The 25,246-nt window shown below is 62.6% G+C and carries 25 protein-coding genes; 21 read left to right on the top strand and 4 right to left on the bottom strand.

Annotation, left to right across the window (positions count from 1 at the left end; translation table 11 throughout):
- Nucleotides 1-14: 14 nt before the first annotated feature.
- The 13 genes from ctaD to IEW00_RS06985 all read left to right on the top strand — a co-directional run bounded on the left by ctaD (nt 15) and on the right by IEW00_RS06985 (nt 10,258).
- Nucleotides 15-1,682, top strand: coding sequence for a cytochrome c oxidase subunit I (gene ctaD / locus IEW00_RS06925; protein WP_188513628.1), 1,668 nt, complete (start codon nt 15-17; stop codon nt 1,680-1,682).
- A 163-nt stretch (nt 1,683-1,845) separates the two neighbouring features.
- Complete coding sequence (locus IEW00_RS06930) at nt 1,846-2,736, top strand: heme o synthase (RefSeq protein WP_188513887.1); 891 nt, start codon at nt 1,846-1,848, stop codon at nt 2,734-2,736.
- Nucleotides 2,733-2,906 (top strand): cytochrome c oxidase system small membrane protein, encoded by a 174-nt coding sequence (locus IEW00_RS06935; protein ID WP_188513903.1) that lies wholly within the window; start codon nt 2,733-2,735, stop codon nt 2,904-2,906. Before IEW00_RS06930 ends, IEW00_RS06935 begins: the two co-directional genes overlap by 4 nt.
- On the top strand, nt 2,903-3,478 hold the full coding sequence (locus IEW00_RS06940) for a cytochrome c oxidase assembly protein (protein ID WP_188513629.1): 576 nt from the start codon (nt 2,903-2,905) through the stop codon (nt 3,476-3,478). Before IEW00_RS06935 ends, IEW00_RS06940 begins: the two co-directional genes overlap by 4 nt.
- Nucleotides 3,479-3,522: 44 nt before the next feature.
- Nucleotides 3,523-4,338, top strand: coding sequence for a cytochrome c oxidase subunit 3 (locus IEW00_RS06945; protein WP_188513630.1), 816 nt, complete (start codon nt 3,523-3,525; stop codon nt 4,336-4,338).
- A 131-nt stretch (nt 4,339-4,469) separates the two neighbouring features.
- The gene (locus IEW00_RS06950; protein ID WP_308419315.1) at nt 4,470-4,766 is read left to right on the top strand and encodes a DUF983 domain-containing protein; all 297 of its coding nucleotides are present in this window, start codon (nt 4,470-4,472) and stop codon (nt 4,764-4,766) included.
- Nucleotides 4,763-5,338 carry an SURF1 family protein gene (locus IEW00_RS06955; protein ID WP_188513632.1) on the top strand — a complete coding sequence of 192 codons (576 nt, stop codon included), beginning with the start codon at nt 4,763-4,765 and terminating at the stop codon, nt 5,336-5,338. The genes IEW00_RS06950 and IEW00_RS06955 overlap by 4 nt, the downstream gene beginning before the upstream one ends.
- A gap of 29 nt (nt 5,339-5,367) precedes the next feature.
- Nucleotides 5,368-5,871 carry a GNAT family N-acetyltransferase gene (locus IEW00_RS06960; RefSeq protein WP_188513633.1) on the top strand — a complete coding sequence of 168 codons (504 nt, stop codon included), beginning with the start codon at nt 5,368-5,370 and terminating at the stop codon, nt 5,869-5,871.
- A gap of 45 nt (nt 5,872-5,916) precedes the next feature.
- On the top strand, nt 5,917-7,332 hold the full coding sequence (gene thrC, locus IEW00_RS06965; protein ID WP_188513634.1) for a threonine synthase: 1,416 nt from the start codon (nt 5,917-5,919) through the stop codon (nt 7,330-7,332).
- Nucleotides 7,333-7,341: 9 nt separating this feature from the next.
- The gene (locus IEW00_RS06970; RefSeq protein WP_188513635.1) at nt 7,342-8,274 is read left to right on the top strand and encodes a class I SAM-dependent rRNA methyltransferase; all 933 of its coding nucleotides are present in this window, start codon (nt 7,342-7,344) and stop codon (nt 8,272-8,274) included.
- A 161-nt stretch (nt 8,275-8,435) separates the two neighbouring features.
- Entirely contained in the window at nt 8,436-8,819 is a 384-nt protein-coding gene (locus IEW00_RS06975) for a dihydroneopterin aldolase (RefSeq protein WP_188513636.1), read from the top strand.
- Complete coding sequence (locus tag IEW00_RS06980; protein ID WP_188513637.1) at nt 8,816-9,601, top strand: SDR family oxidoreductase; 786 nt, start codon at nt 8,816-8,818, stop codon at nt 9,599-9,601. The genes IEW00_RS06975 and IEW00_RS06980 overlap by 4 nt, the downstream gene beginning before the upstream one ends.
- A gap of 57 nt (nt 9,602-9,658) precedes the next feature.
- On the top strand, nt 9,659-10,258 hold the full coding sequence (locus IEW00_RS06985; protein WP_188513638.1) for a fasciclin domain-containing protein: 600 nt from the start codon (nt 9,659-9,661) through the stop codon (nt 10,256-10,258).
- Nucleotides 10,259-10,267: 9 nt separating this feature from the next.
- Here IEW00_RS06985 and IEW00_RS06990 read toward each other — a convergent pair whose 3' ends face one another.
- Nucleotides 10,268-10,945: a Crp/Fnr family transcriptional regulator gene (locus IEW00_RS06990; RefSeq protein WP_188513639.1), complete on the bottom strand. Its 678-nt coding sequence runs from the start codon at nt 10,943-10,945 to the stop codon at nt 10,268-10,270.
- Nucleotides 10,946-11,218: 273 nt separating this feature from the next.
- Here IEW00_RS06990 and IEW00_RS06995 point away from each other — a divergent pair, with 273 nt between their 5' ends.
- The 4 genes from IEW00_RS06995 to IEW00_RS07010 all read left to right on the top strand — a co-directional run bounded on the left by IEW00_RS06995 (nt 11,219) and on the right by IEW00_RS07010 (nt 21,191).
- Entirely contained in the window at nt 11,219-12,601 is a 1,383-nt protein-coding gene (locus tag IEW00_RS06995; protein WP_188513640.1) for a multiheme c-type cytochrome, read from the top strand.
- A gap of 96 nt (nt 12,602-12,697) precedes the next feature.
- Nucleotides 12,698-14,677 carry a heme-binding protein gene (locus IEW00_RS07000; RefSeq protein WP_373282612.1) on the top strand — a complete coding sequence of 660 codons (1,980 nt, stop codon included), beginning with the start codon at nt 12,698-12,700 and terminating at the stop codon, nt 14,675-14,677.
- A 333-nt stretch (nt 14,678-15,010) separates the two neighbouring features.
- Nucleotides 15,011-16,879: a hypothetical protein gene (locus IEW00_RS07005; protein ID WP_373282613.1), complete on the top strand. Its 1,869-nt coding sequence runs from the start codon at nt 15,011-15,013 to the stop codon at nt 16,877-16,879.
- Entirely contained in the window at nt 16,860-21,191 is a 4,332-nt protein-coding gene (locus IEW00_RS07010) for an LVIVD repeat-containing protein (RefSeq protein ID WP_188513643.1), read from the top strand. Before IEW00_RS07005 ends, IEW00_RS07010 begins: the two co-directional genes overlap by 20 nt.
- A 58-nt stretch (nt 21,192-21,249) precedes the next feature.
- Here the strand turns inward: IEW00_RS07010 and IEW00_RS07015 are convergent, their stop codons facing one another.
- Nucleotides 21,250-21,582 (bottom strand): hypothetical protein, encoded by a 333-nt coding sequence (locus IEW00_RS07015; RefSeq protein WP_188513644.1) that lies wholly within the window; start codon nt 21,580-21,582, stop codon nt 21,250-21,252.
- Nucleotides 21,579-21,764, bottom strand: coding sequence for a hypothetical protein (locus IEW00_RS07020; RefSeq protein ID WP_188513645.1), 186 nt, complete (start codon nt 21,762-21,764; stop codon nt 21,579-21,581). Before IEW00_RS07020 ends, IEW00_RS07015 begins: the two co-directional genes overlap by 4 nt.
- Before the next feature lie 121 nt (nt 21,765-21,885).
- Here IEW00_RS07020 and IEW00_RS07025 point away from each other — a divergent pair, with 121 nt between their 5' ends.
- Genes IEW00_RS07025 through IEW00_RS07035 form a run of 3 tightly spaced genes read left to right on the top strand, consistent with a single transcriptional unit; the run spans nt 21,886 to nt 24,172 of the window.
- On the top strand, nt 21,886-22,611 hold the full coding sequence (locus tag IEW00_RS07025; protein ID WP_188513646.1) for a S24 family peptidase: 726 nt from the start codon (nt 21,886-21,888) through the stop codon (nt 22,609-22,611).
- Between the two features lie 56 nt (nt 22,612-22,667).
- The gene (locus IEW00_RS07030) at nt 22,668-23,447 is read left to right on the top strand and encodes a hypothetical protein (protein WP_188513647.1); all 780 of its coding nucleotides are present in this window, start codon (nt 22,668-22,670) and stop codon (nt 23,445-23,447) included.
- A 47-nt stretch (nt 23,448-23,494) separates the two neighbouring features.
- A complete protein-coding gene (locus IEW00_RS07035; RefSeq protein WP_188513648.1) occupies nt 23,495-24,172 on the top strand; it encodes an MBL fold metallo-hydrolase in 678 nt (225 codons plus the stop codon).
- Between the two features lie 241 nt (nt 24,173-24,413).
- Here the strand turns inward: IEW00_RS07035 and IEW00_RS07040 are convergent, their stop codons facing one another.
- Nucleotides 24,414-24,812, bottom strand: a complete 399-nt coding sequence (locus tag IEW00_RS07040; protein WP_188513649.1) for an MAPEG family protein — start codon at nt 24,810-24,812, stop codon at nt 24,414-24,416.
- A gap of 221 nt (nt 24,813-25,033) precedes the next feature.
- Here IEW00_RS07040 and rpmF point away from each other — a divergent pair, with 221 nt between their 5' ends.
- Nucleotides 25,034-25,210: a 50S ribosomal protein L32 gene (gene rpmF / locus IEW00_RS07045; protein WP_188513650.1), complete on the top strand. Its 177-nt coding sequence runs from the start codon at nt 25,034-25,036 to the stop codon at nt 25,208-25,210.
- The last annotated feature ends 36 nt before the right edge of the window (nt 25,211-25,246 follow it).

The raw sequence follows: 25,246 nt of genomic DNA on the forward strand, positions 1-25,246 counted from the left end.
GACAGGGCAACCCCATGACCACGATTGCAGCCAACCCGGCCGATCTGCATGATCACGATCATGCGCATAACGACCACAAGCCAGCGTTCTTCCAGCGCTGGTTCATGTCGACCAACCACAAGGACATCGGTACGCTGTACCTGATCTTCGCGATCGTCGCGGGTATCATCGGCGGTGCCATTTCCGGCCTGATGCGGATGGAGCTCGCCGAGCCCGGCGTGCAGTATCTGCAGGGCTGGGCCAGCATGATGCAGGGCAGCGAAGCGACCCTCGATCAGGCGTACCATATGTGGAACGTGCTGATCACCGCGCACGGCCTGATCATGGTGTTCTTCATGGTCATGCCTGCGATGGTCGGCGGCTTTGGCAACTGGTTCGTTCCGATCATGATCGGCGCGCCGGATATGGCGTTCCCGCGGATGAACAACATCTCGTTCTGGCTGCTGGTCCCCGCATTCCTGCTGCTGCTTGGCTCGACCTTCGTGCCCGGCGGTTCGGGTCTGGGTGCCGGTACCGGCTGGACGGTCTACGCTCCGCTGTCGACTAGCGGTTCGGTTGGACCTGCTGTCGATCTTGCGATCCTCTCGCTGCACCTTGCAGGGGCATCTTCTATCCTCGGCGCGATCAACTTCATCACCACCATCTTCAACATGCGCGCTCCGGGCATGACGCTCAACAAGATGCCGCTGTTCGTGTGGTCGATGCTTGTGACCGCATTCCTTCTTCTGCTCTCGCTGCCGGTTCTGGCCGCGGCCATCACCATGCTGCTGACCGACCGCAACTTCGGCTCGGCCTTCTTCAACGCCGCTGGCGGTGGTGATCCCGTCCTTTACCAGCACCTGTTCTGGTTCTTCGGTCACCCCGAAGTGTATATCATGATTTTGCCCGGTTTCGGCATGATCAGCCACATCATCGCAACCTTCTCCAAGAAGCCCGTGTTCGGCTATCTCGGCATGGCCTATGCCATGGTCGCCATCGGCGTCGTCGGCTTCGTGGTGTGGGCGCACCACATGTTCACCGTCGGTCTGTCGGTGAACATGAAGATGTACTTCACGGCTGCAACCATGGTGATTGCGGTGCCTACGGGCATCAAGATCTTCTCGTGGATCGCGACGATGTGGGGCGGTTCGCTCTCGTTCAAAACCCCGATGGTCTGGGCCCTCGGCTTCATCTTCATGTTCACCGTGGGTGGCGTGACCGGCGTCGTGCTTGCCAACGGCGGTGTCGATGACAACCTGCACGACACCTACTACGTGGTAGCGCACTTCCACTACGTGCTCTCGCTGGGTGCGGTGTTCTCGATCTTCGCGGGCTTCTATTACTGGTTCCCCAAGATGAGCGGCCGTCACTACAACGAGATGCTCGGCCACCTGCACTTCTGGGTGTTCTTCGTCGGTGTGAACATTCTGTTCTTCCCGATGCACTTCCTGGGCCGTCAGGGCATGCCGCGTCGCTATCCCGATTACCCCGAAGCGTTCGCTTACTGGAACGAGATTGCCTCGATCGGCTATTCGATCATGGCTGCCGGTATGCTGATCTTCTTCATCAACATCGCCTACTCGCTGGTCGCCGGACGCCGTGCCGAAGGCAACTATTGGGGCGAGGGTGCAACGACGCTGGAGTGGACGCTGTCCAGCCCGCCGCCGTTCCACCAGTTTGAAACGCTGCCCGTCATCAAGTAATCCGGGCAAATCAATGGGCCGGTGATGGGACAATCCCTGATCCGGCCTGCAGCCCCTCTCGGTCTGAGAGGGGTTTGCCATTTGGGTATTGAGTAAAATGACCGAAGCCGTTCAGCAGTTGGATCGTCAGGTGGGTGTCTTGCCCATCGGCCAGGCCGCCCACATGCCTGCGCATTGGCGCGATTTCTGGGCTTTGACCAAGCCCGGCGTGATCCGGCTCGTCGTATTCACCGGCCTGTGCGGGCTCCTTGCTGCGCCCGGCATCATTCACCCGGTGATCGGCTTCGTCGCCATACTGTGCATCGCGATGGGTGCGGGCGGCGCCGCTGCGCTCAATCAATATCATGAGTCCGATCTCGACGCGCTGATGAAGCGCACCGCCAACCGTCCGATTCCCGCCGGCCGCATGGACCGCGAGGCTGCGCTGCAGTTCGGCCTGGCGCTGTCGGGCTTCTCGGTTGTAATCATGGGCCTGGCGGTCAACTGGCTGGCCGCCGGAATCCTTGCGTTTTCAATCTTCTATTATGCGGTGATCTATACGGTCTGGCTCAAGCCCAACACCGCGCAGAACATCGTGATCGGTGGCGGGGCAGGGGCGTTTCCGCCGGTGATCGGCTGGGCCGCCGTGACAGGGGACGTCACCGCACTGCCGGTATTGCTGTTTGCGATCATCTTCTTCTGGACGCCGCCTCACTTCTGGGCGCTCGCGCTGTTCGTGAAGATGGATTACGCGCGCGTCGGCATCCCGATGATGCCCAATGTCGCAGGCGAAAAATCCACCCGCCATCAGGTGTTCGGCTACTCGCTGGTGCTGCTGGCGACCGCGATGGCGCCGTTCGCGCTTGGGCTGGCCGGTTGGACCTATGGTGTCTGCGCCTTGATACTGACCGGGATCTTCGTGGTTCTGGCAGCGCGTGTCGGCTTCCGCGTCGCGGGTGAGGGCGATACGCTCAAACCCGAAAAGCAGCTGTTTGCCTATTCGATCGTGTATCTGTTCATGGTGTTCACCGCGCTGGTCATCGACCGCGCAGTCGTTCCGGTGATCGCGGCATGAGCGATCGTCCCCCCACCCATCTTTCGGCGCCCGATTTCAACGATCCCGAAGTGCTGGCTCAGCTCCGCGCCCGCCAGCGCAGCCGTGCATTGTTCATGGCCGGTATCCTCGTCGCCTTGTGCGTCATGTTCTATGTCATCACCATCGTGAAGATTGGAGTGTGGGGATGAGCACGGCAGTTCTTTCCGATGAGATGGCGCGCCGTAACCGGCGTGCAGGCATCATCGCCTTGTGCCTTGCGATCGGCATGCTGGGCCTGGGGTACGCCGCGGTTCCGCTCTATCGCATCTTCTGCGAAGCAACCGGCTTTGGCGGCACGACGATGAAGGTCAGCGAAGCGACCGCAGCGTCGTTTGCAGCGACCGACAGGCAGATCACCGTGCGGTTTGATTCGAACGTGTCGTCGGCGCTGCCGTGGCGTTTCAAGCCGGAAAACCCGACCGAGAAGATCACCATCGGCGCGCGCGACATCGCCGCGTTCGAAGCGGAGAACCTCTCGAGCAAGCCGGTGAGCGGAACCGCGACATTCAATGTCACTCCGGTGCAGGCCGGGCGCTATTTCGCCAAGGTCCAGTGCTTCTGCTTTACCGAACAGACGCTGGAGCCTGGCGAGAAGGTGCGGATGCCGGTGATCTATTATGTGGACCCGGCAATCCTCACCGATCCGGACACCAAAGATATCGAAGAGATAACCCTCAGCTACACCTTTTACCCGCTGGACCAGGCGAAAAAGGGCAGTTAAGGGCTTAGTTTAAGACGCTTTAGGGACGACAGGGACCAGAACCGATGGCCGGAACAAAGAACCACGATTATCATATTTTGCCGCCCAGCATCATTCCGTTCGCCGGATCGATGTCTGCGCTGCTCATGGCTGTAGGCGCGATCCTGTGGATGCAGAGCATCGATACGATGGGTATCGTTTTCTACGCCGGCACCGCAGCGGTGGCCGCGACAATGTATTTCTGGTGGGCCCAGGTCGTCAAGGAAGCGCATGCTGGCGATCATACTCCGGTGGTGCAGCTGCACCTGCGCTACGGGATGATCCTGTTCATCGCCTCGGAAGTCATGTTCTTCGTCGGATGGTTCTGGGCCTGGTTTGATTTCTCGCTGTTCCCCTCGTCCGCAGACGTGATCGGTGGAACCTGGCCTCCCCAGGGCGTCGAAGTGCTCAATGCCTTCGAACTGCCGTTGCTCAACACGCTGATCCTGCTGTGCTCGGGCACCACCGTGACCTGGGCGCACCACTCGCTGATCAACGGCGATCGTGATGGCCTGATCAAGGGACTTTGGCTCACCATCGTACTGGGAGTACTGTTCAGCGCCGTGCAGGCGTATGAGTACACCGTTGCTCCCTTCCCGTTCAAGGATCTGAACTATGGTTCAGCCTTCTACATGGCGACGGGTTTCCACGGCTTCCACGTCCTGGTCGGCACGATCTTCCTGATCGTCTGCCTGGTGCGTTCCTACAAGGGGCACTTCACTCCCAAGCAGCATTTCGGCTTCGAGGCCGCTGCATGGTACTGGCATTTCGTTGACGTGGTGTGGCTGTTCCTCTTCCTCGTCATCTATGTCTGGGGCGGCTGGGGTGCAGCAACGCATTGATCGCCTCGTCGTGATCCTGCGCGGTCATCGTGGATGATCCGCATCTCGAAAAAGGGCAGTCTGGTCTCGTCCAGGCTGCCCTTTTCGGCGAATGCCCCGCGTGCGCGGAGCGAACGCTGTTTGCTGGATGGGTGCGGTTTGCTTCCCGATGCCGTGCCTGCGGGCATGATTTTTCGAGCTACAATGTTGGCGATGGCCCTGCCGCGTTCCTGATCCTGGTGATCGGCGCGCTGGTGTGCGCGTTCGCGCTGGTCCTGCAGGTCCAGGCCAGCCCGCCATTCTGGGTGCACATTGTATTGTGGGTTCCGATCACGACCGCGCTGGTGCTGCTCTCGCTCAGGGTATCCAAGGCTGCGATGCTGATCCACGAGGCGCGCGCAGAGGTCCGCGAAGGCAAGATTGACGACAATACGGGGCAAGACTCATGAAGCGCCTGCCATTGGGGCCGACCTTGATCGTCGGCATCGCCATCGGGGTAATGATCGCGTTGGGGGTCTGGCAGATCCAGCGCATGGCGTGGAAGGATGCACTACTTGCAGAGTATGCTTCAGCCACCGAACGCCCGTCGGTGGCATGGCCGTCCGTGCCCGATCGCGCCGCTCTGCCGTTGTATCGCAAGTCTTCGGTCAACTGCCTCACCGTTACCGACTGGCGCTCTTCGAGCGGACGCAATGCACGCGGACAGGCGGGCTGGGTGCACATTGCCGCGTGCTCGACCGGAGCCGAAGGCCCGGGTGCGCAGGTCGTGGCGGGCTGGTCGCTGCGTCCGGACGATCCCATCTGGGCCGGCGGGCAGGTTAGCGGCGTGATCGCGCCCGACAGCGTGCATCTGATCCGGCTGGTCGCAGCCCCCCCGGTGGCCGGGCTCGAGGCCGTGCAGCCGCCTTCGCCCGGGGACATTCCAAACAATCATTGGGCCTATGCAATACAATGGTTTTTATTCGCGGGCATTGCTGCCGTTATATATGGTCTGGCAGTTGCAAGGCGGACGCGATCCTGATCGTCCCGGTAACGCCATGAGGAGAGATCATGCAGGGCGGACATTATTACGGGTTCCACAGGGTCACCCATTCTGACCTGCCCATGCTGGCAGCGTGGCTGGAGACGCCCGAGGTCCAGAAATGGTGGGGCGACCCGGCCCATGAGCTCGCGCTGATCGAAGAGGACATGGACAATCCCGCCATGGTCCAGCTCATCGGCATGCTCGATGGCAGGCCGGTTGCGTATATCCAGCACTTTGAGGTCCACGCCTGGCCGCAAAAGCATCTGCAGGATCTGCCACAGGGCGCGCGCGCGGTCGATTGCTTCATCGGCGTGCCCTCGCTGATCGGCAAGGGCCATGGCGCCAAGCTGCTGGCGATGCTCGCCAAGCAGCTCGCCGCGCAGGGTGTGCGCGTGCTGTGCATCGATCCTGATCCCGACAACCAGCGCGCCCGCAGCGCCTATATTCGGGCGGGCTTTGTCGAGCATGGCGAGATCGACACCCCCGAGGGGCCGGCTGTGCTGATGTTCTTCGAAAACCACGAAGACTGACGCGCCCATTGCAAGCAACAGGCAGGCCCGCTAACGGGCCAATCCATGGACTATATCAGCACCAGGGGTAAGGCAGCGGCGCTCGATTTCGAGGGCGTCACGCTGGCAGGTTTGGCAAGCGATGGCGGACTTTACGTCCCGCGCAGCTGGCCGAAGTTCACACAGGCCGAAATCGCCGCGATGGCGGGGCTGCCTTATGTCGATCTCGCGGTGCGGATCATGGCGCCCTACGTGGCAGGCAGCCTGACTGAAGAAGAGCTGCATGGCCTGTGCCAGGCCGCCTATGGGCGCTTTTCGCACAAGGCGGTCACGCCGCTGGCGCAGCTTGATGAGACAAACTGGCTGCTCGAGTTGTTTCATGGGCCCACTTTGGCGTTCAAGGATGTCGCGCTGCAGCTGCTCGGGCACATGTTCGAGCGGTTCCTGAACAATCGCGACACGCATCTGACGATCATCGGCGCGACATCGGGCGATACCGGCTCAGCCGCGATCGATGCAGTGGCGGGGCGCGAGAAGGTCGACATCTTCATGCTCCACCCCGATGGCCGCGTCTCTGACGTTCAGCGGCGGCAGATGACCACGGTGCTCGCGCCCAACGTCCACAACATCGCGATCGACGGCAGCTTCGATGATGCGCAGGCGATGGTGAAGCGGATGTTCGGTGATCCCGATTTTGCCGGCAAGTTCACGCTGTCTGCGGTCAACTCGATCAACTGGGCGCGGCTGATGGCGCAGATCGTCTATTATTTCGCCGCCGCGCTGCAATTGGGCGCGCCGCACCGTCCGGTCGCGTTCTCGGTGCCGACTGGCAATTTCGGGGATGTGTTTGCAGGCTATGTCGCATCCCGGATGGGCCTGCCGATTGCGCGGTTGGTGGTCGCGACCAACGTCAATGATATCCTCCATCGTGCGCTCAGCGCGGGCGATTATTCGGCGGGCAGCGTCACGGCCACCGCAGCGCCTTCGATGGACATCCAGGTCAGCTCGAATTTCGAGCGGCTGCTGTTCGATCTTGAGGGCCGCGATGGTGCACTGACCGCGGCGCGGATGCAGGGTTTTGAATCGAGCAAGGCGATGCAGCTGACGTCGCAGATGCGCACGGGTGCAGACGGAATTTTCACCAGCGCGCGGGTCGATCCCGAAGAGATGGGAATCGCGATGCGCAAGGCGTGGGATGATGCTGGGCAGGTGCTCGATCCGCACACCGCGATCGGTCTGGGTGCCGCGCATCGGTTGCAGGAAGAGGGCACGCTCGATCGGTCGATCCCGTGCGTTACGCTCGCCACCGCGCACCCGTCCAAGTTCCGTGACGCCGTCGAGCGCGCCACCGGCCTGCGCCCGCGCCTGCCTGCCCGCGTCGGTGACTTGTTCGAGCGCGAAGAGCGGTTCGACAAGCTTGCGGGCGACTACACCACCGTGCGCGATTACATCGCCGCGCGCGCCGTTCCCGCCAAGGGCTGATCCGGGCTGATGGCCACACTCGATCCGCAACCGGTGCTGATGATCGGTGAACCGCGTGAGGATTACACGCTGATCGACAGCGGCGGCGGGCGCAAGTTCGAGCGCTATGGCCCGTATCGTTTTGTTCGCCCCGAACCCCAGGCAATGTGGCCGACCGCGCTGCCCGATTGGGATGCCGATGGCGCTTTCATCCCCGGATCGGACGAAGACGGTGGCGGCAAGTGGCAGCTCGATCCCAATGTACCGCGCGATGGCTGGCCGCTGAGCTGGGAAGAGGTGCGGCTGACCGCGCTCAATACCCCGTTTCGGCATCTGGGGTTCTTTCCCGATATGGATCCGGTATGGCGCTGGCTGCGCGGACAGATCAGCCAGCATTTGGGCGAGGGCGCGGCCAAGGCGCTCAACCTGTTCGGTTATACCGGTGTCGGCACGCTGGCGATGGCGGCTGCGGGGGCCGAACTGACGCATGTCGATGCCTCGAAGAAGTCGGTTGCAACAGCACGCGCCAACGCCGCGCTGTCGGATATGGATCAGCTGCCAATCCGCTGGCTGGTCGATGATGCGGTCAAGTTTGCCGCGCGCGAGGTTCGCCGCGGCAAGCGCTATGACGCAATCCTGCTCGATCCCCCGAAGTTCGGGCGCGGCCCCGAGGGCGAGGTCTGGAAGCTCGAGGAGCATCTCCCTAGCCTGATCGCCGATTGCCGCAAGCTGCTCGACGACCGGTCGCGCTGTCTGTTCCTCACAGTTTATGCGGTCCGCATGTCCGCGCTGGCGCTGGGCGAGTTGCTCGCGGCGCATTTTGCCGACCTTCCGGGCACGATCGAGGTTGGCGAGCTTGCGGTGCGCGAGCAAACGGGCGGGCGGCTGCTGCCCACTGCGATCTTTGCGCGCTGGTCGAATGAGGGATCGAATGAGGGGTCGAACGAAGGTTCGCACAGCTGAACGCTTGCGTTGCCCCGCGCAATTTGCGAACGCGCGGGCCACTCTCTTCGTTTTCCGGCGAAAGCCGGAATCCAGGGCGACTGCGTCACAATTTCGCTCCTGGACTCCGGCTTTCGCCGGAGAACGGGCATTCTCAGACCTTTCAACTCAGGCCACCCATTTTGACCGACACCACCCCTGACAGCCTGATCCTCGAGATCGCCGATTTCGACGTGAACGTTTTGACCGGAATCTATTCGGAAGAGACCAAGCTTCCCCAGCCGCTGCGCTTCACGATCCAGGCCGAGATGCTGGCGCAGGACCATTACGCGCCCGACACCGCGCTGTCGGCATCGAAGAATTATATGGACCTCAAGCACGCCGCATCGACCGCGCTGCCGGCGGGTGTCCACTTCACGCTGATCGAGGCGGTGGCCGATCATGTCATCGAAACGCTGTTCCTGCAGGATCCGCGCATCCGCAAAGTGACGATCAAGATCATCAAGCTGGCGATTGCCGAGCATAACGAGTCGATCGGGATCACGCTCACCCGGACCCGCCGATGAGCGTGGCCGGCACAGCTCGGATTGCTCTGGTCACCGGCGGATGTCGCCGGGTGGGTGCTGGCATCGCCGCTGAACTCGCGCGCAACGGATGGGCGCTGGCGCTCCATGGACACAGAGATGCGGTCCCCGAACCTGGCCTCGCCGCCACGTTGGCAGATATTGGCACCATTTGGCATGGCTTCGTTGCCGATCTTGCGCTGCCGGAGGCGCCCGGCGAGCTGATGGCGCAGGTGGTCGCGCATTTCGGCCGTGCGCCCGATCTGCTGGTCAACAACGCATCTCTGTTCAGTTACGATGATCTCGGAAGCATGACGCCGCAGATGCTGAGCGATCACTTTGCGGTCAACACCTTCGCGCCGGTGCTGCTGGCGCGCGATCTGGTGGAGGCCTCCAGCGAGGGGGCACAGCCAGCCGTCGTCCAAATCATCGACCAGCGGGTGCGCAATCCCAATGGCGATCAATTGTCCTATACGCTGTCTAAGCAGGCGCTGGCCGAATCGATCCGCACTTTGGCCCGGGCATTCGGCGCACGGGCGCGGGTCAACGGCGTTGCTCCCGGGCTGACGCTGGCAACCACCGACTATGACGACGCACAAATGGAACGGCTTGCCGCACGAATGCCGTTGGGTCGGTTGTCCGCGCCGCAAGACATTGCACGTGCGGTACGACATCTTGCCGACGCCCCCGCAATCACAGGCCAGTTGCTTTTCGTCGATGGCGGTGCCCATATGCTGAGCCTGGAGCGGGATTTCGTTTTCCTGGACAAGCAGGATGAGGCCTGACCTGCCGGGCCTGAACCTTGGATGCTGAAGCCCATCAGCTGAATTTTGGAGATTATTATGCGTTCACAAGCTGTTGCCGCCCTGATGGGCCTGAGCCTCACGATCGCGGCCTGCGGCAGCCAGGACGGCGGCGGCGATCCGGTCAAGCGGATCGATGCCAGAAGCCTTGAGGTTGCCGAGGCGGAAGGTGCCGTCGAACCCGATGCGATTTTGCGCGTCGATGAGGTGGTGCTGCGCAATCCCGATCTGTCGACGCTGGCGCGCGCGATCAAGGCGGCGGATCTCGCCACTGCCCTGGCCGCCGAAACTCCGCTGACGCTTTTCGCTCCGGACAATGGCGCGTTCGACAAGATCGGCGTCGACGCGCTCGCTGACCTGCTGCTGCCAGTCAACAAGGAACGACTGGCAACGGTGCTGAGATATCACGTCATCCCCGGAAGGCTGACCGCAGCGGACCTGCGCAAGCGGATCGGTGATAACGGCGGCAGCATCGAGATCGTGACGCTGCAGGGCGAACGGCTCAACGCATCGGTCGAGCTCGATCAGATCCAGCTGTCCGATGCCAGCGGCAACGTCGCATCGATCGCGCTTCCCGACCTGGCGGCGAGCAACGGCATAGTCCACGGCATCGATCAGGTGCTTGGCCCGCAATTGTAGGCAGATGCCTCAACTGCCCGCCAGCGCGGCGTTGGCGGCGCGCAGCTTGCGGTCGAGCGCATGGTTGATCTGGCGCTCGATCACGGTGCGGGCTTCGGGGTGAAGATCCAGATACTGGCGCAATTTGGGCGCCGATACGCACCAGAACCGGCTGTCGGTGCTCAGTCGGACCGTGCCTGTCGCGGGCTCTCCGCTCAGCGCGGTCGCATCTCCGATTAGATCCCCGCCCGACACCGTCCCGACATGCTGGCCGTGGAGCGTGATGTCCGCCGTGCCATCGTGCAAATAGAACAGGTGGCTGATCGCTTCGCCTTCGTTGATCAGCACCTCGCCGCCGCGTCCGGTGATCCAGTTGCCCTGGTCCATCAGGTGGCGGGCGCTGGCACGGGTCATCTCGTGCATGAAACTGGTGCGCAACGCTTCTTCTTCTGACGAGAAACGCGAATTGCGTTCGGCCATCAGATAGCGAAACAGCATCGACGCGCCGATGACAAGCAGCACGAAGAACCAGAAGGCGAGGCCCAGATCATTGGCAAAGCCGAGCGCGAAGCCAAGCCCGGCAAGCGACGATAGAACGAGACCGACCCGCATCCATGGCATCGGTGGCGCGATCAGCGCTACCGCGAGGATCAGAAAGGCGAGATGGCCCAACCAGGCGCCTTCAGCAATACCAAGTCCCAGCGGCATACCTTTATCCCCCAATGCGCAATAACATGGCAAATATGCTGCGTTGCGGCAAGCTGAGTATACGTGGTGCAGCAGGGGCGGGGCCGGCGGATATTTGCGAGGTGGCTGAAAGGATTGCCTTGAAAGTGCACGACGAACGGGCGATAAGGCGGCAGAAGAGAAGACTAAGGGGTCGCATCGTTAGTCTATCGGGGGCCGGTTCCATAGGGGCCGGGGGTAAAAGCGACGATGCACATTTCGGGGCACATTTCCAGGCTTTGGGCCATATCACGCGTGGATGGCGTCCAAGCTGCGTTTGCAGTTTTCAGTTGCCTCGCGCTTGTCATCGGCGCGTTCTTTATCGCAAATCTTGCCGGAGCCGAGCGGCTTGAGGCGCAGGCGTCACGGGCGGCATCCGGTACCCATATGGGCGTTGGCAGCTGTGCGGGATCAACCTGCCATGGGCGCAACGAGGCCGATGGCGAAGTCGTTCGCCAGGATGAGCTGTGGCGCTGGCAGGAGGAATCGACACCCGGCGGCGCGCATGCGCGTGCGTATCGCGTTTTGGGCGAGCCGCGCAGTCTTGCGATCGGCAAAAAATTGGGTATCGGCGATCCGCGATCGGCTGCGATGTGTCTGGGCTGTCACTCAACGCCCGCTGCGGCAAAGGGCCCTCGCTATCAGGTGAGCGACGGGGTCAGTTGCGAAGCCTGCCATGGCGCAGCTTCGGGATGGCTCGCGAGCCACTACGCCACCGGCACCAGCCACGCGCGCAACGTCTCGCAAGGCCTGATCCCGCTGGAAAACGCAAAGGCGCGTGCCGGTGTGTGCCTTGACTGCCATCTGGGCAGCGATGCGCCCGGCCAGTTCGTCAACCACCGCATCATGGCCGCCGGACACCCGCGCATCGCCTTCGAGGTAGATCTGTTCTCCACGCTCACCCAGCATCATGACGAAGACGCCGATTATCGCCAGCGCAAGGGCAAGACCAACTCGATGCGGATGTGGGCGGTGGGCCAGGCTATGGCGCTCGAACGCTCGCTCAGCCTTTTCGGCAAGCCGGGGCTGGGCACCGAAGGCATGTTCCCCGAATTCTATTTCTTCGATTGCCACAGCTGCCACCGCCGGATCTATGACGAGGAGGATGCGCGTCCGGCCAAGCTTGGCAACCCCGGGCGTCCAATCCCCTCGGGCATGCCGCCGTACAATGACGAGAACATGATCATGCTCTCGGCAGCGGTGCGGATCGCAGCGCCCGAACTCGCATCGCAATATGAAACACAGGCACGCGGCTTCCATGCCGCGATGGCGCAAGGGCGCGTGCCGGCGGTGGAGGCTGCCAACCGGCTTCGGCAGACCGCGATGGCGCTGGCCGACCGCTTCAGCCGCAGCGATTTCACCCGCGCGCAGACCTTTGCGATCATGGAATCGATCGCCAGCGAAGCGATTTCCCCGCGCTTCACCGATTATGAGGGCTCGGTACAGGCGGTGATGGCGGTCGATACGCTGCTGAGCGGTCTGGTGACCCAGGGGCAGGTGACGGCAGGTTCGGCGACATCGCTGCGCGCGCAGATCAACCAGGCCTATGCCGCTGTGGCAGAGCCCAATTCGTACAAGCCGCTGGAATTCCGCCGGGCACTGGGCGGGGCCGTGCGCACCATCCGGTCGCTGCAATAGTCCAGGTGACAGGGAGATGATCACTATGGGACGTTTTGGCGAGTTTTGTTCGGTGATGTCGGGCCGGGTCGCACGTTTGCGGAGTGAGGCTGCATGATGCGATTCGGAAAGATGGCGACTTCGCTGGCCGCGATGGCGCTAGTGCTCAGCTCGTGCGGAGGCGGCAACAGCTCGGGCACCACGCCCGCGCCCAGCCCTACGCCGACACCCAATCCCGCACCGCCGCCGGCCGGAGGCAATTTCACCGTACCCGCGCAGGTATCATTGAGCGTTGCCGAGGTGCAGACAATCATCGCGCAGGCGGTGAGCGAGGCGCAGCGGCGTAATCTGCCATCGGTGATCGCAGTGGTTGATCGGGTCGGCAACGTGCTCGGCGTGTTCCGGATGAACGGCGCGCGCGCGATGGCGCGTACCAGCGCGATGACCGAGGCGGGGCTTAACAGCCCGACGATCGACGCGCAGGGGCTCGATGTACCGGCGGAAATGGCCGCTATTTCCAAGGCGGTCACGGGTGCCTATCTGTCGAGCGGCGGCAATGCCTTTTCCAGCCGCACCGCCAGCCAGATCGTGCAGCAGCATTTCCCGCCCGCGCCATCGACCCGCGGGCTGGAAAGCGGGCCGCTGTTCGGCGTGCAGTTCAGCCAGCTGCCGTGTTCGGATCTCAGCGCCCGGTTCCAGGCGGCAGGCGGCGCATTAGCGCTGATCGGACCCAAGCGTGCGCCTTTGGGCCTGGCTGCCGATCCCGGCGGTCTGCCGCTCTACAAGAACGGTGTCGTCGTCGGCGCGATCGGGGTGATGGGCGATGGCGATTACGGCTTCGATCCAAATATCCTCGACCGCGATATCGACCCCGAAGAGGCGATCGCCTTTGCCGGAACGCAAGGCTTTGCCGCTGCCGAGACGATCCGCGCCGACCGGATCACGGTCGATGGGACCACCTTGCGGTTCAGCGATATCCTGGCCAGCGATATTGGCGCTGTTTCGGGCAATTTTGCGGCGATCAACGGCAGTGCGGGCAGCATCGTTGCGGTGCGCGGCTACAGCAACGCTGCGATCATCGCGGGCACGCCCTATGGCACCGAGGCATCGGGCATTCGCGCGGCGCGGGCCGCCGAGTTCGCCAATTCGGATGCCTTCATCCTCACCGACGGCGCGGGCAACAACCGCTATCCGATCCGCGCCGGCACCGACACGGTCAGCAATTCGCAGCCGCTGACCGCCGCCGAGGTCCGCGCAATTCTGGAAGAGGCGTTCACAGTGCTCACGCGCGCGCGCGCGCAGATCCGCCGTCCGCTCGACAGCCGGATGCAGGCCTCGATCTCGGTTGTCGATACGCATGGCGAGGTGCTCGGCGTCGTCCGTTCGCCCGATGCGCCGATCTTCGGCATCGATGTGTCGCTGCAGAAGGCGCGGACCGCGATGTTCTTCTCGAACCGCCAGGCGGCGGCCAACCTGATGGCTGCAGGCAGTGGGGTTGCCCCTTTCGTCGCGGCCATGCGGACCTTCCTGGGTGATACGGCCTCGCTGACGGGCAATTTCGCTTATGGGAACCGCAGTGTCGGCAATCTGGCGCGGCCGTATTTTCCCGATGGCGAGCTTGGACGCCCGCCCGGGCCGTTGTCGCGGCCGATCGAGGATTTCAATCCGTTTGGGGTCGGGTTACAGGTCCAGCTGGTGGCCGCCAACATCATCCAGCACGCGCAGTTCGTCTCGGGAGCATCGCCTACCGACACTGCACAGCGCTGCACCGCCTTGCCCGATACGGTCCAGGGCCAGAACCGTCTCGAAAACGGCATCCAGATCTTTCCCGGCTCGGTGCCGATCTATCGTGGCAACCAGTTGGTTGGCGGCATTGGTGTTTCGGGTGACGGGATTGATCAGGACGACATGGTCAGTTTCCTTGGGCTCCACAACGGCGGCGCCCGTATCGGCGGGGTCGGCAATGCGCCCAAGGACATGCGCGCCGATCGGGTGGTGGTCAGTCTTGGCAATGCGCAGGTGCGCTTGCGTTTCGTCAGCTGCCCGTTTGCGCCGTTTCTCGATACCAACGTGCAGAACGTCTGCGAGGGCCTGTAAATGACCGCGTCGCTCGTCGCCCTGATCCCGATACTGGCTTTCGCAGGGAATGGCGAACCGGCGACGGATTCGGTGGCGGGTCCTTATGCGCGATCGGCTCCGCAAACCGCGACTGCAGCGCTTTCAGCGGGTGACCTTGGGCGCAGTCTGGCGCTGTTGAAGATTGACTTGGGCGCGCGCGGGGCTGCGACGCCGGTTGCTGCTCTGCAGAGCAAGCGCCACGGTTTCGCTGCGCCGATGGCCTATCGCATCAGCGTCGAGGGCAATTCTGTCGATCATGCGCCCTTTTGGGCCATCGACGCAGAGGCGTTGCTGCTCACCGCCGCGCAGGAAATGCCTGTGACGGGCTCAGGCACGCCGCCTGTTCCTGCACCAACTCCCGATACGTCAGCTGACACCAAAGATGCCGAAACCATTGATGCCGACGAGGCGCTGATCGACGATCGGCGTCGTCCGGGCGTTGAAAAACAGCTGCCCGACAGGGTCACGCAGGACAACCCCGGTGCGGTGCGCGCGCCTGCGCCCGAAGCGTTCCCGACCGACGAATTCCCGGTGCCAGATCGCTGGCGCATCGTCACGTCGCTGTGCCCCACCAGGGGCGGCGACCAGTCGATCTATGGGCTCTACCCCAATCTCTCCAGCGTCTGCCGCTCGAAGTTCGATCCCTATCACCAGAACATCCTCAAGGGTGACCGGCCGCTGCCAGAGGGCAAGCGCCCCGGTTTCCTCAAGGAGGACGACTGGTTCTTCGTTGCCAACGTGATTTCGGATACCGTCGTCGAGCCGCGCAGCTTTCCCACTCCGGTGGGTGTGCAGACGACCGCGCGGCCCGACAGCCTGGACGTGTTCGGCCGGGCGGATTCGCTGGTGCTGGCGCAGACGGTGATTGCCGGGTTCGCGCTGATCAAGGGCGAGACCACCTACAAGCCACCCGCGGTCGAATATCGGCTGACGCTCGCGGCGCAGGTTAATCATGTCGATGTCAACGAGCGCCGCATCCTGTTCGTCGAGCCTTCCAAACCCACGCAGCGCACCGACCATTTCGTCGGTATCCAGGAAGCGTTCATCGACTATCACCTCGGCCAGTATGATACCTCGCGTTACGATTTCATCTCGGTGCGCGCAGGGATCCAGCAGATGCAGGCGGACTTCCGCGGATTCCTGTTCCAGGACAACCAGTTGGGCATCCGGCTGTTCGGCAACCGCGACAACAACCGCTTTCAGTTCAATGTCGGCGCGTTCTGGCGGCTGGAGAAGGACACCAATTCGGGCCTCAACAGCGTAGTCGATACGCCGCGCGACGACTGGGTGTTCTTCGCCAACGCCTATCGCCAGGACTTTCCGATCGTAGGCCTGACCAGCCAGGTTTCGGTCACCTACAACATGAACCGCGAGGGCGGCCGCGAGCTCAAGATCGACGACAACGGTTTTCCGGTGCGACCGGCGCTGCTGGGCGACCTGCGCAGCCGGGAATATGACGTGGTGTATCTGGGCTATGCGGTCGATGGCCGTGTCGGCCGCATCAACCTGACCGGGCAGCTTTATGGTGCGTTCGGCGAGGACCGCAACAGCTTCTTCACCAGCCGCAAGGCCGACATCGCCTCGTATTTCGGTGCGGCAGAGGTCAGCTACGACAACGACTGGGCGCGCTTCCGGCTGCAGGGCCTGTTCGCGAGCGGCGATGGTGATCCGTATAACGACACCGAGGCCGGGTTCGACGCGATCTTCGAAAACCCGATCTTCGCTGGCGCCGATACCAGCTACTGGATCCGCCAGGTCATTCCGTTCGCAGGCGGCGGCCGCGCGGTCGGCGTCAATACCCGCAACGGCATCCTCAACAACCTGCGTTCGTCCAAGGAGCAGGGTCAGTCGAACTTCAACAACCCGGGCACGGTGCTGTTGGGCGCGGGCGCTGATTTCGATCTCAGCGCGACAACCCGGCTGTCGACCAACGTCAACCATCTGTGGTTCCATAAGACCGACACGATCGAGGCGCTACGCCAGGAAGGCACCGTGCCCAGCTCTATCGGCACGGATGTCTCAGCGGCCTTGATCTGGCGCCCCAACGCCAACCAGAACCTCGTCTTCCGACTCTCAGGCGCGGTGTTCGATCCCTCGAAGGGCTTCCGCGACCTGTTCACCCAATCGGGCAAATCAGACCTCTTTTATTCGGTGCTGTTCAATGCAATTCTGGCGTACTGACCGGGCGCGCGGAAACGCGCCAGCCTTCAATTGGGAGGCCGTCAATAGGAGGGCCTTCAACTGGAAGCTGCTGCTGGCGGGCCTGCTGCTCGTCACGCTGAGCGCGCTTCCTGCTGATCAGGTGTTCGCTGCGGGCAAGGAAAAGGCGCAGAAGGTCAAGTACACGTTCACCGCGCCCGCACCCGCAAACCAGGAATGGGCCGAGGCCGACGCCAAGAGCAACGGCTGTCAATCGTGCCACACCGCCAGCGACCACAAGACGATGCACGCATCGCCTGCGGTGGTGCTGGGCTGCACCGATTGCCATGGCGGCGATGCGACGATCATGGGCGACAACGCCTGGGGCCGTGACAGCCTGCCCTATCAGGACGCGCTGATGAAGAGCCACGTCCTGCCCAAATATCCGGTGGCGTGGAACTGGCCGTCGTCTGCCAATCCGCAGCGGTCCTATGCGCTGCTCGCCAAGGAAGCACCCGAGTTCATCCGCTTCGTCAACCCGTCCGATTACCGCGTCGTGCGCGAATCGTGCGGGGCCTGCCATATCGAGATCATCGAGGCGTCGGAGCGCTCGCTGATGGCGACAGGCGCGATGCTGTGGGGCGGCGCGGCCTACAACAACGGGATCGTTCCGTTCAAGAACTACATGTTCGGCGAGGCTTTCACCCGCGATGGCAAGCCTGCGATGATCAAATCGGCTGCGACCGAGGAAGGCCAACCGCACGGCACGGTGACCGCTGCGGAAAAGGCGCGCGGCGCGCTGCCGGTGATGTATCCGCTGCCCACCTGGCATATCCTGCCACCAGGCGACATCTTCCGCGTGTTCGAGCGCGGCGGACGCAACATCAACTCGCAATTCCCCGAAATCGGCCTACCGAACGTGGGCGGCATCATCCAGCGGCTGGAAGAACCCGGCCGTCCCGATCTCAAGCAGTCGAACCGCGGTCCCGGCACGGGGCTTCGCGTCGCGGTGCCGGTGATCAACATCCACAAGACCCGCCTCAACGATCCCTTCCTGTGGCAGATGGGCACGAATGACCAGCCGGGCGATTATCGCGCCTCGGGCTGCGCGGCGTGTCACGTCGTCTACGCCAACGACCGCGAGCCGCGGCACAGTCTGATCTATGCCAAATACGGCCGCGACGGGCAGACGATCACCGACGATCCGACGATCAACACGCTAACCGAGGGCCAGAAGCGCCCGGGCCGCTATGGCGACTATGACGCTGCCGAGCATCATGATGATCATGGCAGTGGGCACGGCAGTGGTCATGGCGGTGATCATGGCACGACGCTGGCCGAAGGTGCCAGCGAGCATGGCGCGTCTCATGGCGGCACTGGCGTACATGCCGAAAAGGCGGCGTTCAAGGAAAAGGGCCACCCGCTCAAGCACGCCTTCACCCGCGCGATCCCGACCGCGCAGTGCATGAACTGCCACATGCACCAGCCCAACATCTTCCTGAACAGCTATCTCGGCTACACGATGTGGGATTATGAATCCGACGCGCCGCTGATGTGGCCGGGGCCTGAAAACCGCGCGCCCAGGCCAGAGGGCATGTCGGAGGAAGACTATCAGCGCGTCTACAAGCAGCAGCATTACCCCACCGCCAAGGAAGTGCGCGCGACGCTCGACCGCAACCCCGAGGGCGCAGCCGCACGCGGTCTGTGGTCGGACATCGAGTTCGTCCGCAACGTCTATGACCTCAATACCGAGGCGAAGGACACGCAGTTTGCCGACTATCACGGCCATGGCTGGAACTTCCGTGCGATCCTGAAGCGCGACCGCAAGGGCAATCTGCTCGATGCCGAGGGCAACATGGCGACCTGGGGCACCGATACCGCCAACATGGTCTCGCCCGATGATCCGGAGAAGTTCCGCAAGGCGGGCGAGGGCAAGTTCGTTCCCGTCGGAACCAATCCCGGCAAATCGGTGCACATGATGGATATCCATGCCGAGCTTGGCATGCAGTGCGTTGATTGCCACTTCAGCCAGGACGGCCACGGCAACGGGCTGATCTATGGCGAGGTCGCCAATGCGGTCGAGATCGGCTGCAAGGACTGCCATGGCACCCCCGATGCGTACCCGACCTTGTTCACCTCGAACCTCGCGGCGCGGCCCAAGGGCAACAACCTTTCGCTGATCCGCAACCCCGATGGCCAGCGCCGCTTCGAGTGGATGAAGGACGCGACCGGCAAGCGCGTGCTGCTCCAGCGTTCGGTGCTCGACCCCGAACTGTCGTGGCAGGTCAGCCTGGTCAAGGACGCGGTCGATCCCGCCAGCCCCGATTTCAATCCCAAGGCCGCGCGCTCGAAGCTGATGGCCAAGCAGGGTGCGGACACCGGCAAATACAGCTTCGGGCCGTCCGTGGCCAAGGCCGACCGCGCGCACAATACCGAGGAGATGGCGTGCTTCACCTGCCATCTGAGCTGGACGACATCGTGCGGTGGCTGCCATCTGCCGATCGAGGCCAACTGGAAGGCCAAGGTCCACAAATACGAGGAAGACGAGACGCGCAATTATGCGACCTACAACCCGCAGGTCGCGCGTGATGAGATGTTCCAGATCGGTCGCCACCAGACCAGCAAGGGCAACATCATCGCGCCGATCCGTTCGACCTCCGCGTTGATCTTGTCCTCGACCAATATCAACCGCGAGCGCATCTATGTGCAGCAGCCGCCGATCTCGGCGCCCGGCTTCTCGAGCCAGGCGTTTGCGCCGCACTTCCCGCACACCGTGCGCAAGACCGAGACGAAGCAGTGCTCGGACTGCCATCTGAGCGCGGCGAATGACAATAATGCGGTGATGTCGCAGCTGCTGCTGCTCGGCACCAACTTCGTCAACTTCGTCGGGCTAAATAGCTGGTTCGGACTGGAAGGCGGCTTTGAAGCCGTACGCGTCACCGAATGGGACGAGCCGCAAGCGGTGATCGGATCCTACCTCCACCGCTACGCCTATCCCGATTACTACAAATTGCATGTCGAGCAGAACGGCCGCGAGCTGAAGAACTGGACCCGTGGTCCGATCTTCGACGACAAGTTCTCGGGCGAAACCTATGCGCGCGAAGAGTTTGCCAATGTCGTGCAGGGCACTGCCGGACGGGTGAGTTGCCTGCAAAACCGCGGCGAATACATGTTCGTCGCGGAAGGCAAGGGCGGTTTCCGCGCCTATGATATCGCCTCGATCGGCAACAAGGGCTTTTCCGAACGGATCATCCGCGCGCCGTTCTCGTCTTTGGGGCATGACACGCATGTGAAGACCACCAACGCCACCTGCATGGCGATCGCCACCACCCAGCCGATCGCGCCGACCCGCAACACGCCGGAAATGCGCGAGGCCAATCAGGAACAGCCGTTCCGCGCGGTCTATCACTACGCCTTTGTCACCGACAGCGTCGAAGGCCTGATTGCGGTCAACATCGATACGCTGGCCGATGGCGAGTTCCGCAACAACTTCTTCAAGCGGACGCTGACCTGGAACCCGGACAATGTGCTGAAAGGTGCGCGCCAGATCACGCTGGCCGGCGACTTTGCGTATATCACCGCCGATGCCGGGCTGGTCGTGGTGCGGTTGGCGGACGATCCGCCTGCCAATGCGCCGCGCGACTTCGATTACAGCAAGCTCAACCCGCAATTGATGGCGGTGCTGCCGCTCAACGATGCGCGCGCGAGCGCGGTGCAGTTCCGCTATCTGTGGGTGACGGATGCCGAGGGCATCAAGCTGTTTGACATCACCCGGCTGGAAGCGCCCGTCGCGGTTCCGTCGGGAACGGTGCGGCTCGCTGATGCGCGCAAGCTCTATCTCGCGCGCACCTTCGCCTATGTCGCGGCCAAGGCGGACGGGCTGGTGATCATCGACATGACCAACCCCGAAAACCCACGCGAATACATGCGCTACAACGCCGGCGGCCAGCTTAACGATGCCGAGGACGTGATCGTCGGATCGACCAACGCGACGCTGTTTGCCTATGTCGCCGATGGCCGCAACGGCATGAAGGTGCTGCAGTTGACATCGCCATCGAGCCAGCCCAATTTCTACGGCTTCTCGCCCGACCCGCGGCCTGACCTGATTGCATGGACCAGAACGCCGACCCCGGCGATCGCGGTCGCCAAGGGGCTCGACCGTGACCGCGGCGTCGATGAATCGGGCGGGCAGATGGCCGTGTTCGGGCGGCTGGGCTCACGCCCGTTCACCCGCTCGGAAATGGAAAAGCTGTTCCTCAACAAGAGCGGCAAGCCCTATAAGGTCAGCGATACCGTAACGATGGCCGACTGGATGGGCCCGCGACCCGCGATGCTGGCGGCGCGAGGCCAGTAAGGGCGCGGGCAGCAAGGGCAGGGGCGGTGATCGGGGCGAAAAGGGCGATCAGGGCGGTTCAGTCCGCCTCGACCGTCAACGCCTCGACGATCAGCGTCATCACGGGCGCGCCTTCGTTGCGGCGGTGGGTGTCGGTGACCGCGATGTCCGCCACCAGATGGCCGGATATCGTGAACTCATGCTCGGGCAGAATGCGGGTCAGCCAGTGCGCGGTGGCCACCGCCTGTTCGCCATCGAAGCGCAGCCGCATGACGTGGCGCATGCCGGTGAATGTCGCACTGGCCCATGTCGTGCCGCGATGCTCCTCGAGAGCGGCATCGCCCCTGGCCAGCGAAAGCACCGCGCGGATCAGTGCGGTGGCGGGGTCGTGGCGGATTTTCTGCTGGATCATGCCTGCTCCTGACGATAAATGTTCATGAAATGTTCCACGCGCTGCCGCAAGGCTTCGCGTGGTTCGCGGCCATTGCGCAGATCATCGACCAGCCGGGGATCGCCTGCTGCCATGCGGCCGAAGCGGGTGCGCGCCATGCCGGTCTCTCGCAGGAATATCTCGATCAGGCGCAGCAACGGCATCAGCATTCTCCTTTCGATGTGCGGGGCAGGCCCATGGCAGCGGTAGGAATAATCCTATATGCGATTCGCAGAGTGTAGGAAATATCCTTGAACAGGAAATTTCCTGTGCTATATATCCGTTATGGAGACAGACAACGTTCGCCAGACGCTGGAGGCGCTGATCGCGGCGCGGGGGCTGAGCTTTGCCGGCGTGTCGCAGCTGCTCGGCAAGAACGCGGCTTATGTCCAGCAGTTCATCCGCCGCGGCACTCCCAAGCGGCTGGACGAGCGCGACCGGAGATTGCTGGCGCAGTTCTTCGGGGTCTCCGAACAGCAGCTGGGCGCGCCCGCTGACACCGCACTACCGCCGCCGCATCGTATCCCGGGGCCGCACCACCGAACGTCTCAGCGGCAAGCCCCGCAACGATCCTCGAGCACGCGCGGCCTGCCATCGCGGATGCGGCTGATCCCGCGCTTGCCGGTGGGCGCATCGGCGGGGGCAGGGGCCTTGCCCGACGACGAAGCTCCGCTCGCCGAGATCGCGTTCGACGAGGCCTGGCTACGGCGGCTGGGGGCAGGATCGGACGCGGTGACGATGATCAAGGTCGAGGGCGATTCGATGGCTCCGACGTTGAACGATGGCGACGACATCCTTGTCGCCATGCCGAGCGACGGCCCCGCGCGCCGCCGCGATGGCATCCACGTGCTGCGCATGGACGACGCGCTGATCGTCAAGCGGCTGGCGTTCCGGCCGGACGGGCGGCTGTCGGTGACATCGGACAACGCGCTTTACCCGAGCTACCCCGACGTAGCACCGGGTAGCGTAAGCATCGTCGGACGGGTGATCTGGGCCGGGCGGCGGGTTTAGCGGGTTGTCGCTCCTCCGGTTGAAGCTATGCTGGCGATGGCTTCAGGAGAGTCCATATGGGCGCAAACAATTTAGTAATATTGTCTGGAATGGCGGTCCTTTTAACAGCGTGCGAATTCAAAGACGGTCGTAACGTCCAAGACACAGTGTTCACAGGTACGCTTGCTGAATCATGCGGCGAAGATTGTCTGTTCTGGTCGGAGACCGATCAGAGCCGTGGCGCGATAGGCAGAGATGGCTTGCGTGTCTACATCGAACCCAGCTTCGGTCAATTCGACTTTCGCTTCGAGATCGTGCCGCAGCCTCGGGGGTGCGTCACCATTTGGCCCGACGAAGATATTTCTGAAGATAAGGACTACTGTGCGCATTACTTGGTGCGGATGCGCAAACAGCTTTCGCAGGGCCGTCAATCTGGAGTGGCGGCCCAGTTTGAGGATTTTAATTTTGTTCTGCCGCAGGAAGGTGCGCGAGAATTGCTCGGCGTTGCCGACAAACTTTCAGATGCTTGGGTTGGCAGCCCTTCGGGTACCATTGATGGGACGACGATTGCATATGAACTGACCAAGCGTGGGAAAACGCGGTCCATGATCTCCAATGATTCATTGGACACCGACCACCGCAACCCCGCTGCCTGGATCGGTGCGGAATTGCACCGCTTCGCACTTGCTTATGGTCCAACTGGGCAAATTCCGCGACTTTATGACTGGCACAGCTACGATAACGAGGACGGCCGATTCCCTTGTAACAATCCGGGCTTCAACGTTCCCGACCCAGATGGCTTTGGAACAGGCGACGACGCCTGCGCGCGGTCATTAACGGATGAGCCGTCCCGTTAATCCGGCGAGGCTTGAACCGCTCCTGCATCCTTGCCACATAGCGTTGCATGACCGATACCCCCGCTAACCCCGCCCAGCCGCCCCTTCGCGCCGCGATCATTCCGGTGACGCCACTGCAGCAGAACTGCACTTTGATGTGGTGCACCCAGACGATGAAGGGCGCGCTGGTCGATCCGGGCGGCGACCTGCCCAAGCTCAAGGCGGCTGTGGCTCAGGCCGGTGTGACGCTGGAAAAGCTGTTGGTGACGCATGGCCATATCGACCATTGCGGCGAGACCGGCACGCTGGCCAAGGAGCTGGGGCTGAAGATCGAAGGGCCGCACGAGGAAGACCGGTTCTGGATCTCACGGCTCGATGACGATGGCCGCAACTATGGGATCGCCGGCGCGGTGTTCGAGCCCGACCGGTGGCTCAAGGATGGCGATACCGTCACCGTCGGCAATCTGGTGCTCGATGTGATCCATTGTCCGGGGCATACCCCGGGGCACATCGTGTTTCATCACGCACCATCTAAGTTGGCGATCGTTGGCGACGTGATCTTCCAGGGCTCGATCGGCCGCACCGATTTTCCGCGCGGCAACCACCAGGATTTGATCGATTCGATCACCCAGAAGCTCTGGCCGCTGGGCAACGAGACGGTGTTCGTCCCCGGCCATGGCCCGACCAGCAATTTCGGCTTCGAACGCCAGCGCAACGGGTTCGTTGCGGATCACGTGCTGGCTTGAAACGCGACCCTGCGCCAAAAGCCCTCCCCTTGATGGGGGAGGGTTGGGTGGGGTGATTTCTCCGGATCAAGCAAGGGGTATAAGAACTCATCTGCTTCACCCAGCCGCACCATCACCCTCACCGCTGCGACTAGGTGGCAAAGCCACCAAGTCTCGCTGCCTCTCCCATCAAGGGAGAGGCCAATCAAGGAGCCTCTCCCATCAAGGGAGAGGCGAAGATAAGGCGGGAGGGGAGAGAAGTTCACGCCACCGGCAAAACGCTCGCGACATAAACTGCATAGCCCGATAGGCCGAGCAGCGTCAGCAGTGTAACGATGATACCGATGGTCCGGCCCAGCTTGAACGCGCCGCCATCCATGCCGAGGCCATGCGCGATGCGGCCCAGCATATAGACCACGCCGACCGCCCACAGCCAGGTCGCGGCATAGCCCGAGGCTTCAAGCCCCGCGATCAGGATCAGCACGAAGGGCGTGAACTCGACGAAGTTTGCCTGCGCGCGCATGCGGCGAATGACGAACTCGTTGCCGCCGTCACCCACGCTGACCTTCTGGCTGGTGCGGACCTGGCCGATGCGGATGGCAAGCCAGATGTTGATCAATCCGGCGGCGGCGGCCATGGTCAGTGTCAGCGGCAGGCTCATGCAAGTTTCCCCTCAAGTCTTGCCGCGCGGAAAGTGCGGCAATTTATGGGTGCGGCGTAGCGTGACAATGCTTGCAACGCACGAGATTTTCGCTATAGCCCCGCCTTCGCACGCGAACGGGCCTTGTTGCTCCAGCGGCTGGTTGCGCAAAACGCATCGGCTTCGGAAAGCATGGCATTATCGCATTGATAGACAAGCAATTAAGGTAAGCAGATCCTGCCATGGCTGTTCCTAAAAGAAAAACCTCACCCTCCAAGCGCGGCATGCGTCGCAGCCACGATTCGTTGACCGTCGATGCGTTCAGCGAATGCTCGAACTGTGGTGAACTGAAGCGCCCGCATCATGTTTGCGTGGCATGCGGCCATTACAATGGCCGCGAGGTGCTTGCAGTCGCCTGATCCAGATCAGACGGCCTTTGCACTTTTTCAGGGGGA

It is taken from the genome of Blastomonas aquatica, assembly GCF_014639875.1.
Classification (GTDB): Bacteria; Pseudomonadota; Alphaproteobacteria; order Sphingomonadales; family Sphingomonadaceae; genus Blastomonas; species Blastomonas aquatica.

Excerpts from the sequence above, each read along its gene's own strand:
- IEW00_RS06940 (WP_188513629.1), top strand. The coding sequence starts at position 2,903 with ATGAGCACGGCAGTTCTTTCCGATGAGATGGCGCGCCGTAACCGGCGT.
- IEW00_RS06980 (WP_188513637.1), top strand. The coding sequence starts at position 8,816 with ATGAGCGTGGCCGGCACAGCTCGGATTGCTCTGGTCACCGGCGGATGT.
- rpmF (WP_188513650.1), top strand. The coding sequence starts at position 25,034 with ATGGCTGTTCCTAAAAGAAAAACCTCACCCTCCAAGCGCGGCATGCGT.
- IEW00_RS07035 (WP_188513648.1), top strand. The coding sequence starts at position 23,495 with ATGACCGATACCCCCGCTAACCCCGCCCAGCCGCCCCTTCGCGCCGCG.
- IEW00_RS07020 (WP_188513645.1), bottom strand. The coding sequence starts at position 21,764 with ATGCCGTTGCTGCGCCTGATCGAGATATTCCTGCGAGAGACCGGCATG.
- IEW00_RS06930 (WP_188513887.1), top strand. The coding sequence starts at position 1,846 with ATGCCTGCGCATTGGCGCGATTTCTGGGCTTTGACCAAGCCCGGCGTG.
- IEW00_RS07005 (WP_373282613.1), top strand. The coding sequence starts at position 15,011 with ATGCCTGTGACGGGCTCAGGCACGCCGCCTGTTCCTGCACCAACTCCC.
- IEW00_RS07030 (WP_188513647.1), top strand. The coding sequence starts at position 22,668 with ATGGGCGCAAACAATTTAGTAATATTGTCTGGAATGGCGGTCCTTTTA.
- IEW00_RS07000 (WP_373282612.1), top strand. The coding sequence starts at position 12,698 with ATGCGATTCGGAAAGATGGCGACTTCGCTGGCCGCGATGGCGCTAGTG.
- IEW00_RS06935 (WP_188513903.1), top strand. The coding sequence starts at position 2,733 with ATGAGCGATCGTCCCCCCACCCATCTTTCGGCGCCCGATTTCAACGAT.
- IEW00_RS06955 (WP_188513632.1), top strand. The coding sequence starts at position 4,763 with ATGAAGCGCCTGCCATTGGGGCCGACCTTGATCGTCGGCATCGCCATC.
- IEW00_RS07015 (WP_188513644.1), bottom strand. The coding sequence starts at position 21,582 with ATGATCCAGCAGAAAATCCGCCACGACCCCGCCACCGCACTGATCCGC.
- thrC (WP_188513634.1), top strand. The coding sequence starts at position 5,917 with ATGGACTATATCAGCACCAGGGGTAAGGCAGCGGCGCTCGATTTCGAG.
- IEW00_RS07025 (WP_188513646.1), top strand. The coding sequence starts at position 21,886 with ATGGAGACAGACAACGTTCGCCAGACGCTGGAGGCGCTGATCGCGGCG.
- ctaD (WP_188513628.1), top strand. The coding sequence starts at position 15 with ATGACCACGATTGCAGCCAACCCGGCCGATCTGCATGATCACGATCAT.
- IEW00_RS06990 (WP_188513639.1), bottom strand. The coding sequence starts at position 10,945 with ATGCCGCTGGGACTTGGTATTGCTGAAGGCGCCTGGTTGGGCCATCTC.
- IEW00_RS07010 (WP_188513643.1), top strand. The coding sequence starts at position 16,860 with ATGCAATTCTGGCGTACTGACCGGGCGCGCGGAAACGCGCCAGCCTTC.
- IEW00_RS06970 (WP_188513635.1), top strand. The coding sequence starts at position 7,342 with ATGGCCACACTCGATCCGCAACCGGTGCTGATGATCGGTGAACCGCGT.
- IEW00_RS06945 (WP_188513630.1), top strand. The coding sequence starts at position 3,523 with ATGGCCGGAACAAAGAACCACGATTATCATATTTTGCCGCCCAGCATC.
- IEW00_RS06985 (WP_188513638.1), top strand. The coding sequence starts at position 9,659 with ATGCGTTCACAAGCTGTTGCCGCCCTGATGGGCCTGAGCCTCACGATC.
- IEW00_RS07040 (WP_188513649.1), bottom strand. The coding sequence starts at position 24,812 with ATGAGCCTGCCGCTGACACTGACCATGGCCGCCGCCGCCGGATTGATC.
- IEW00_RS06960 (WP_188513633.1), top strand. The coding sequence starts at position 5,368 with ATGCAGGGCGGACATTATTACGGGTTCCACAGGGTCACCCATTCTGAC.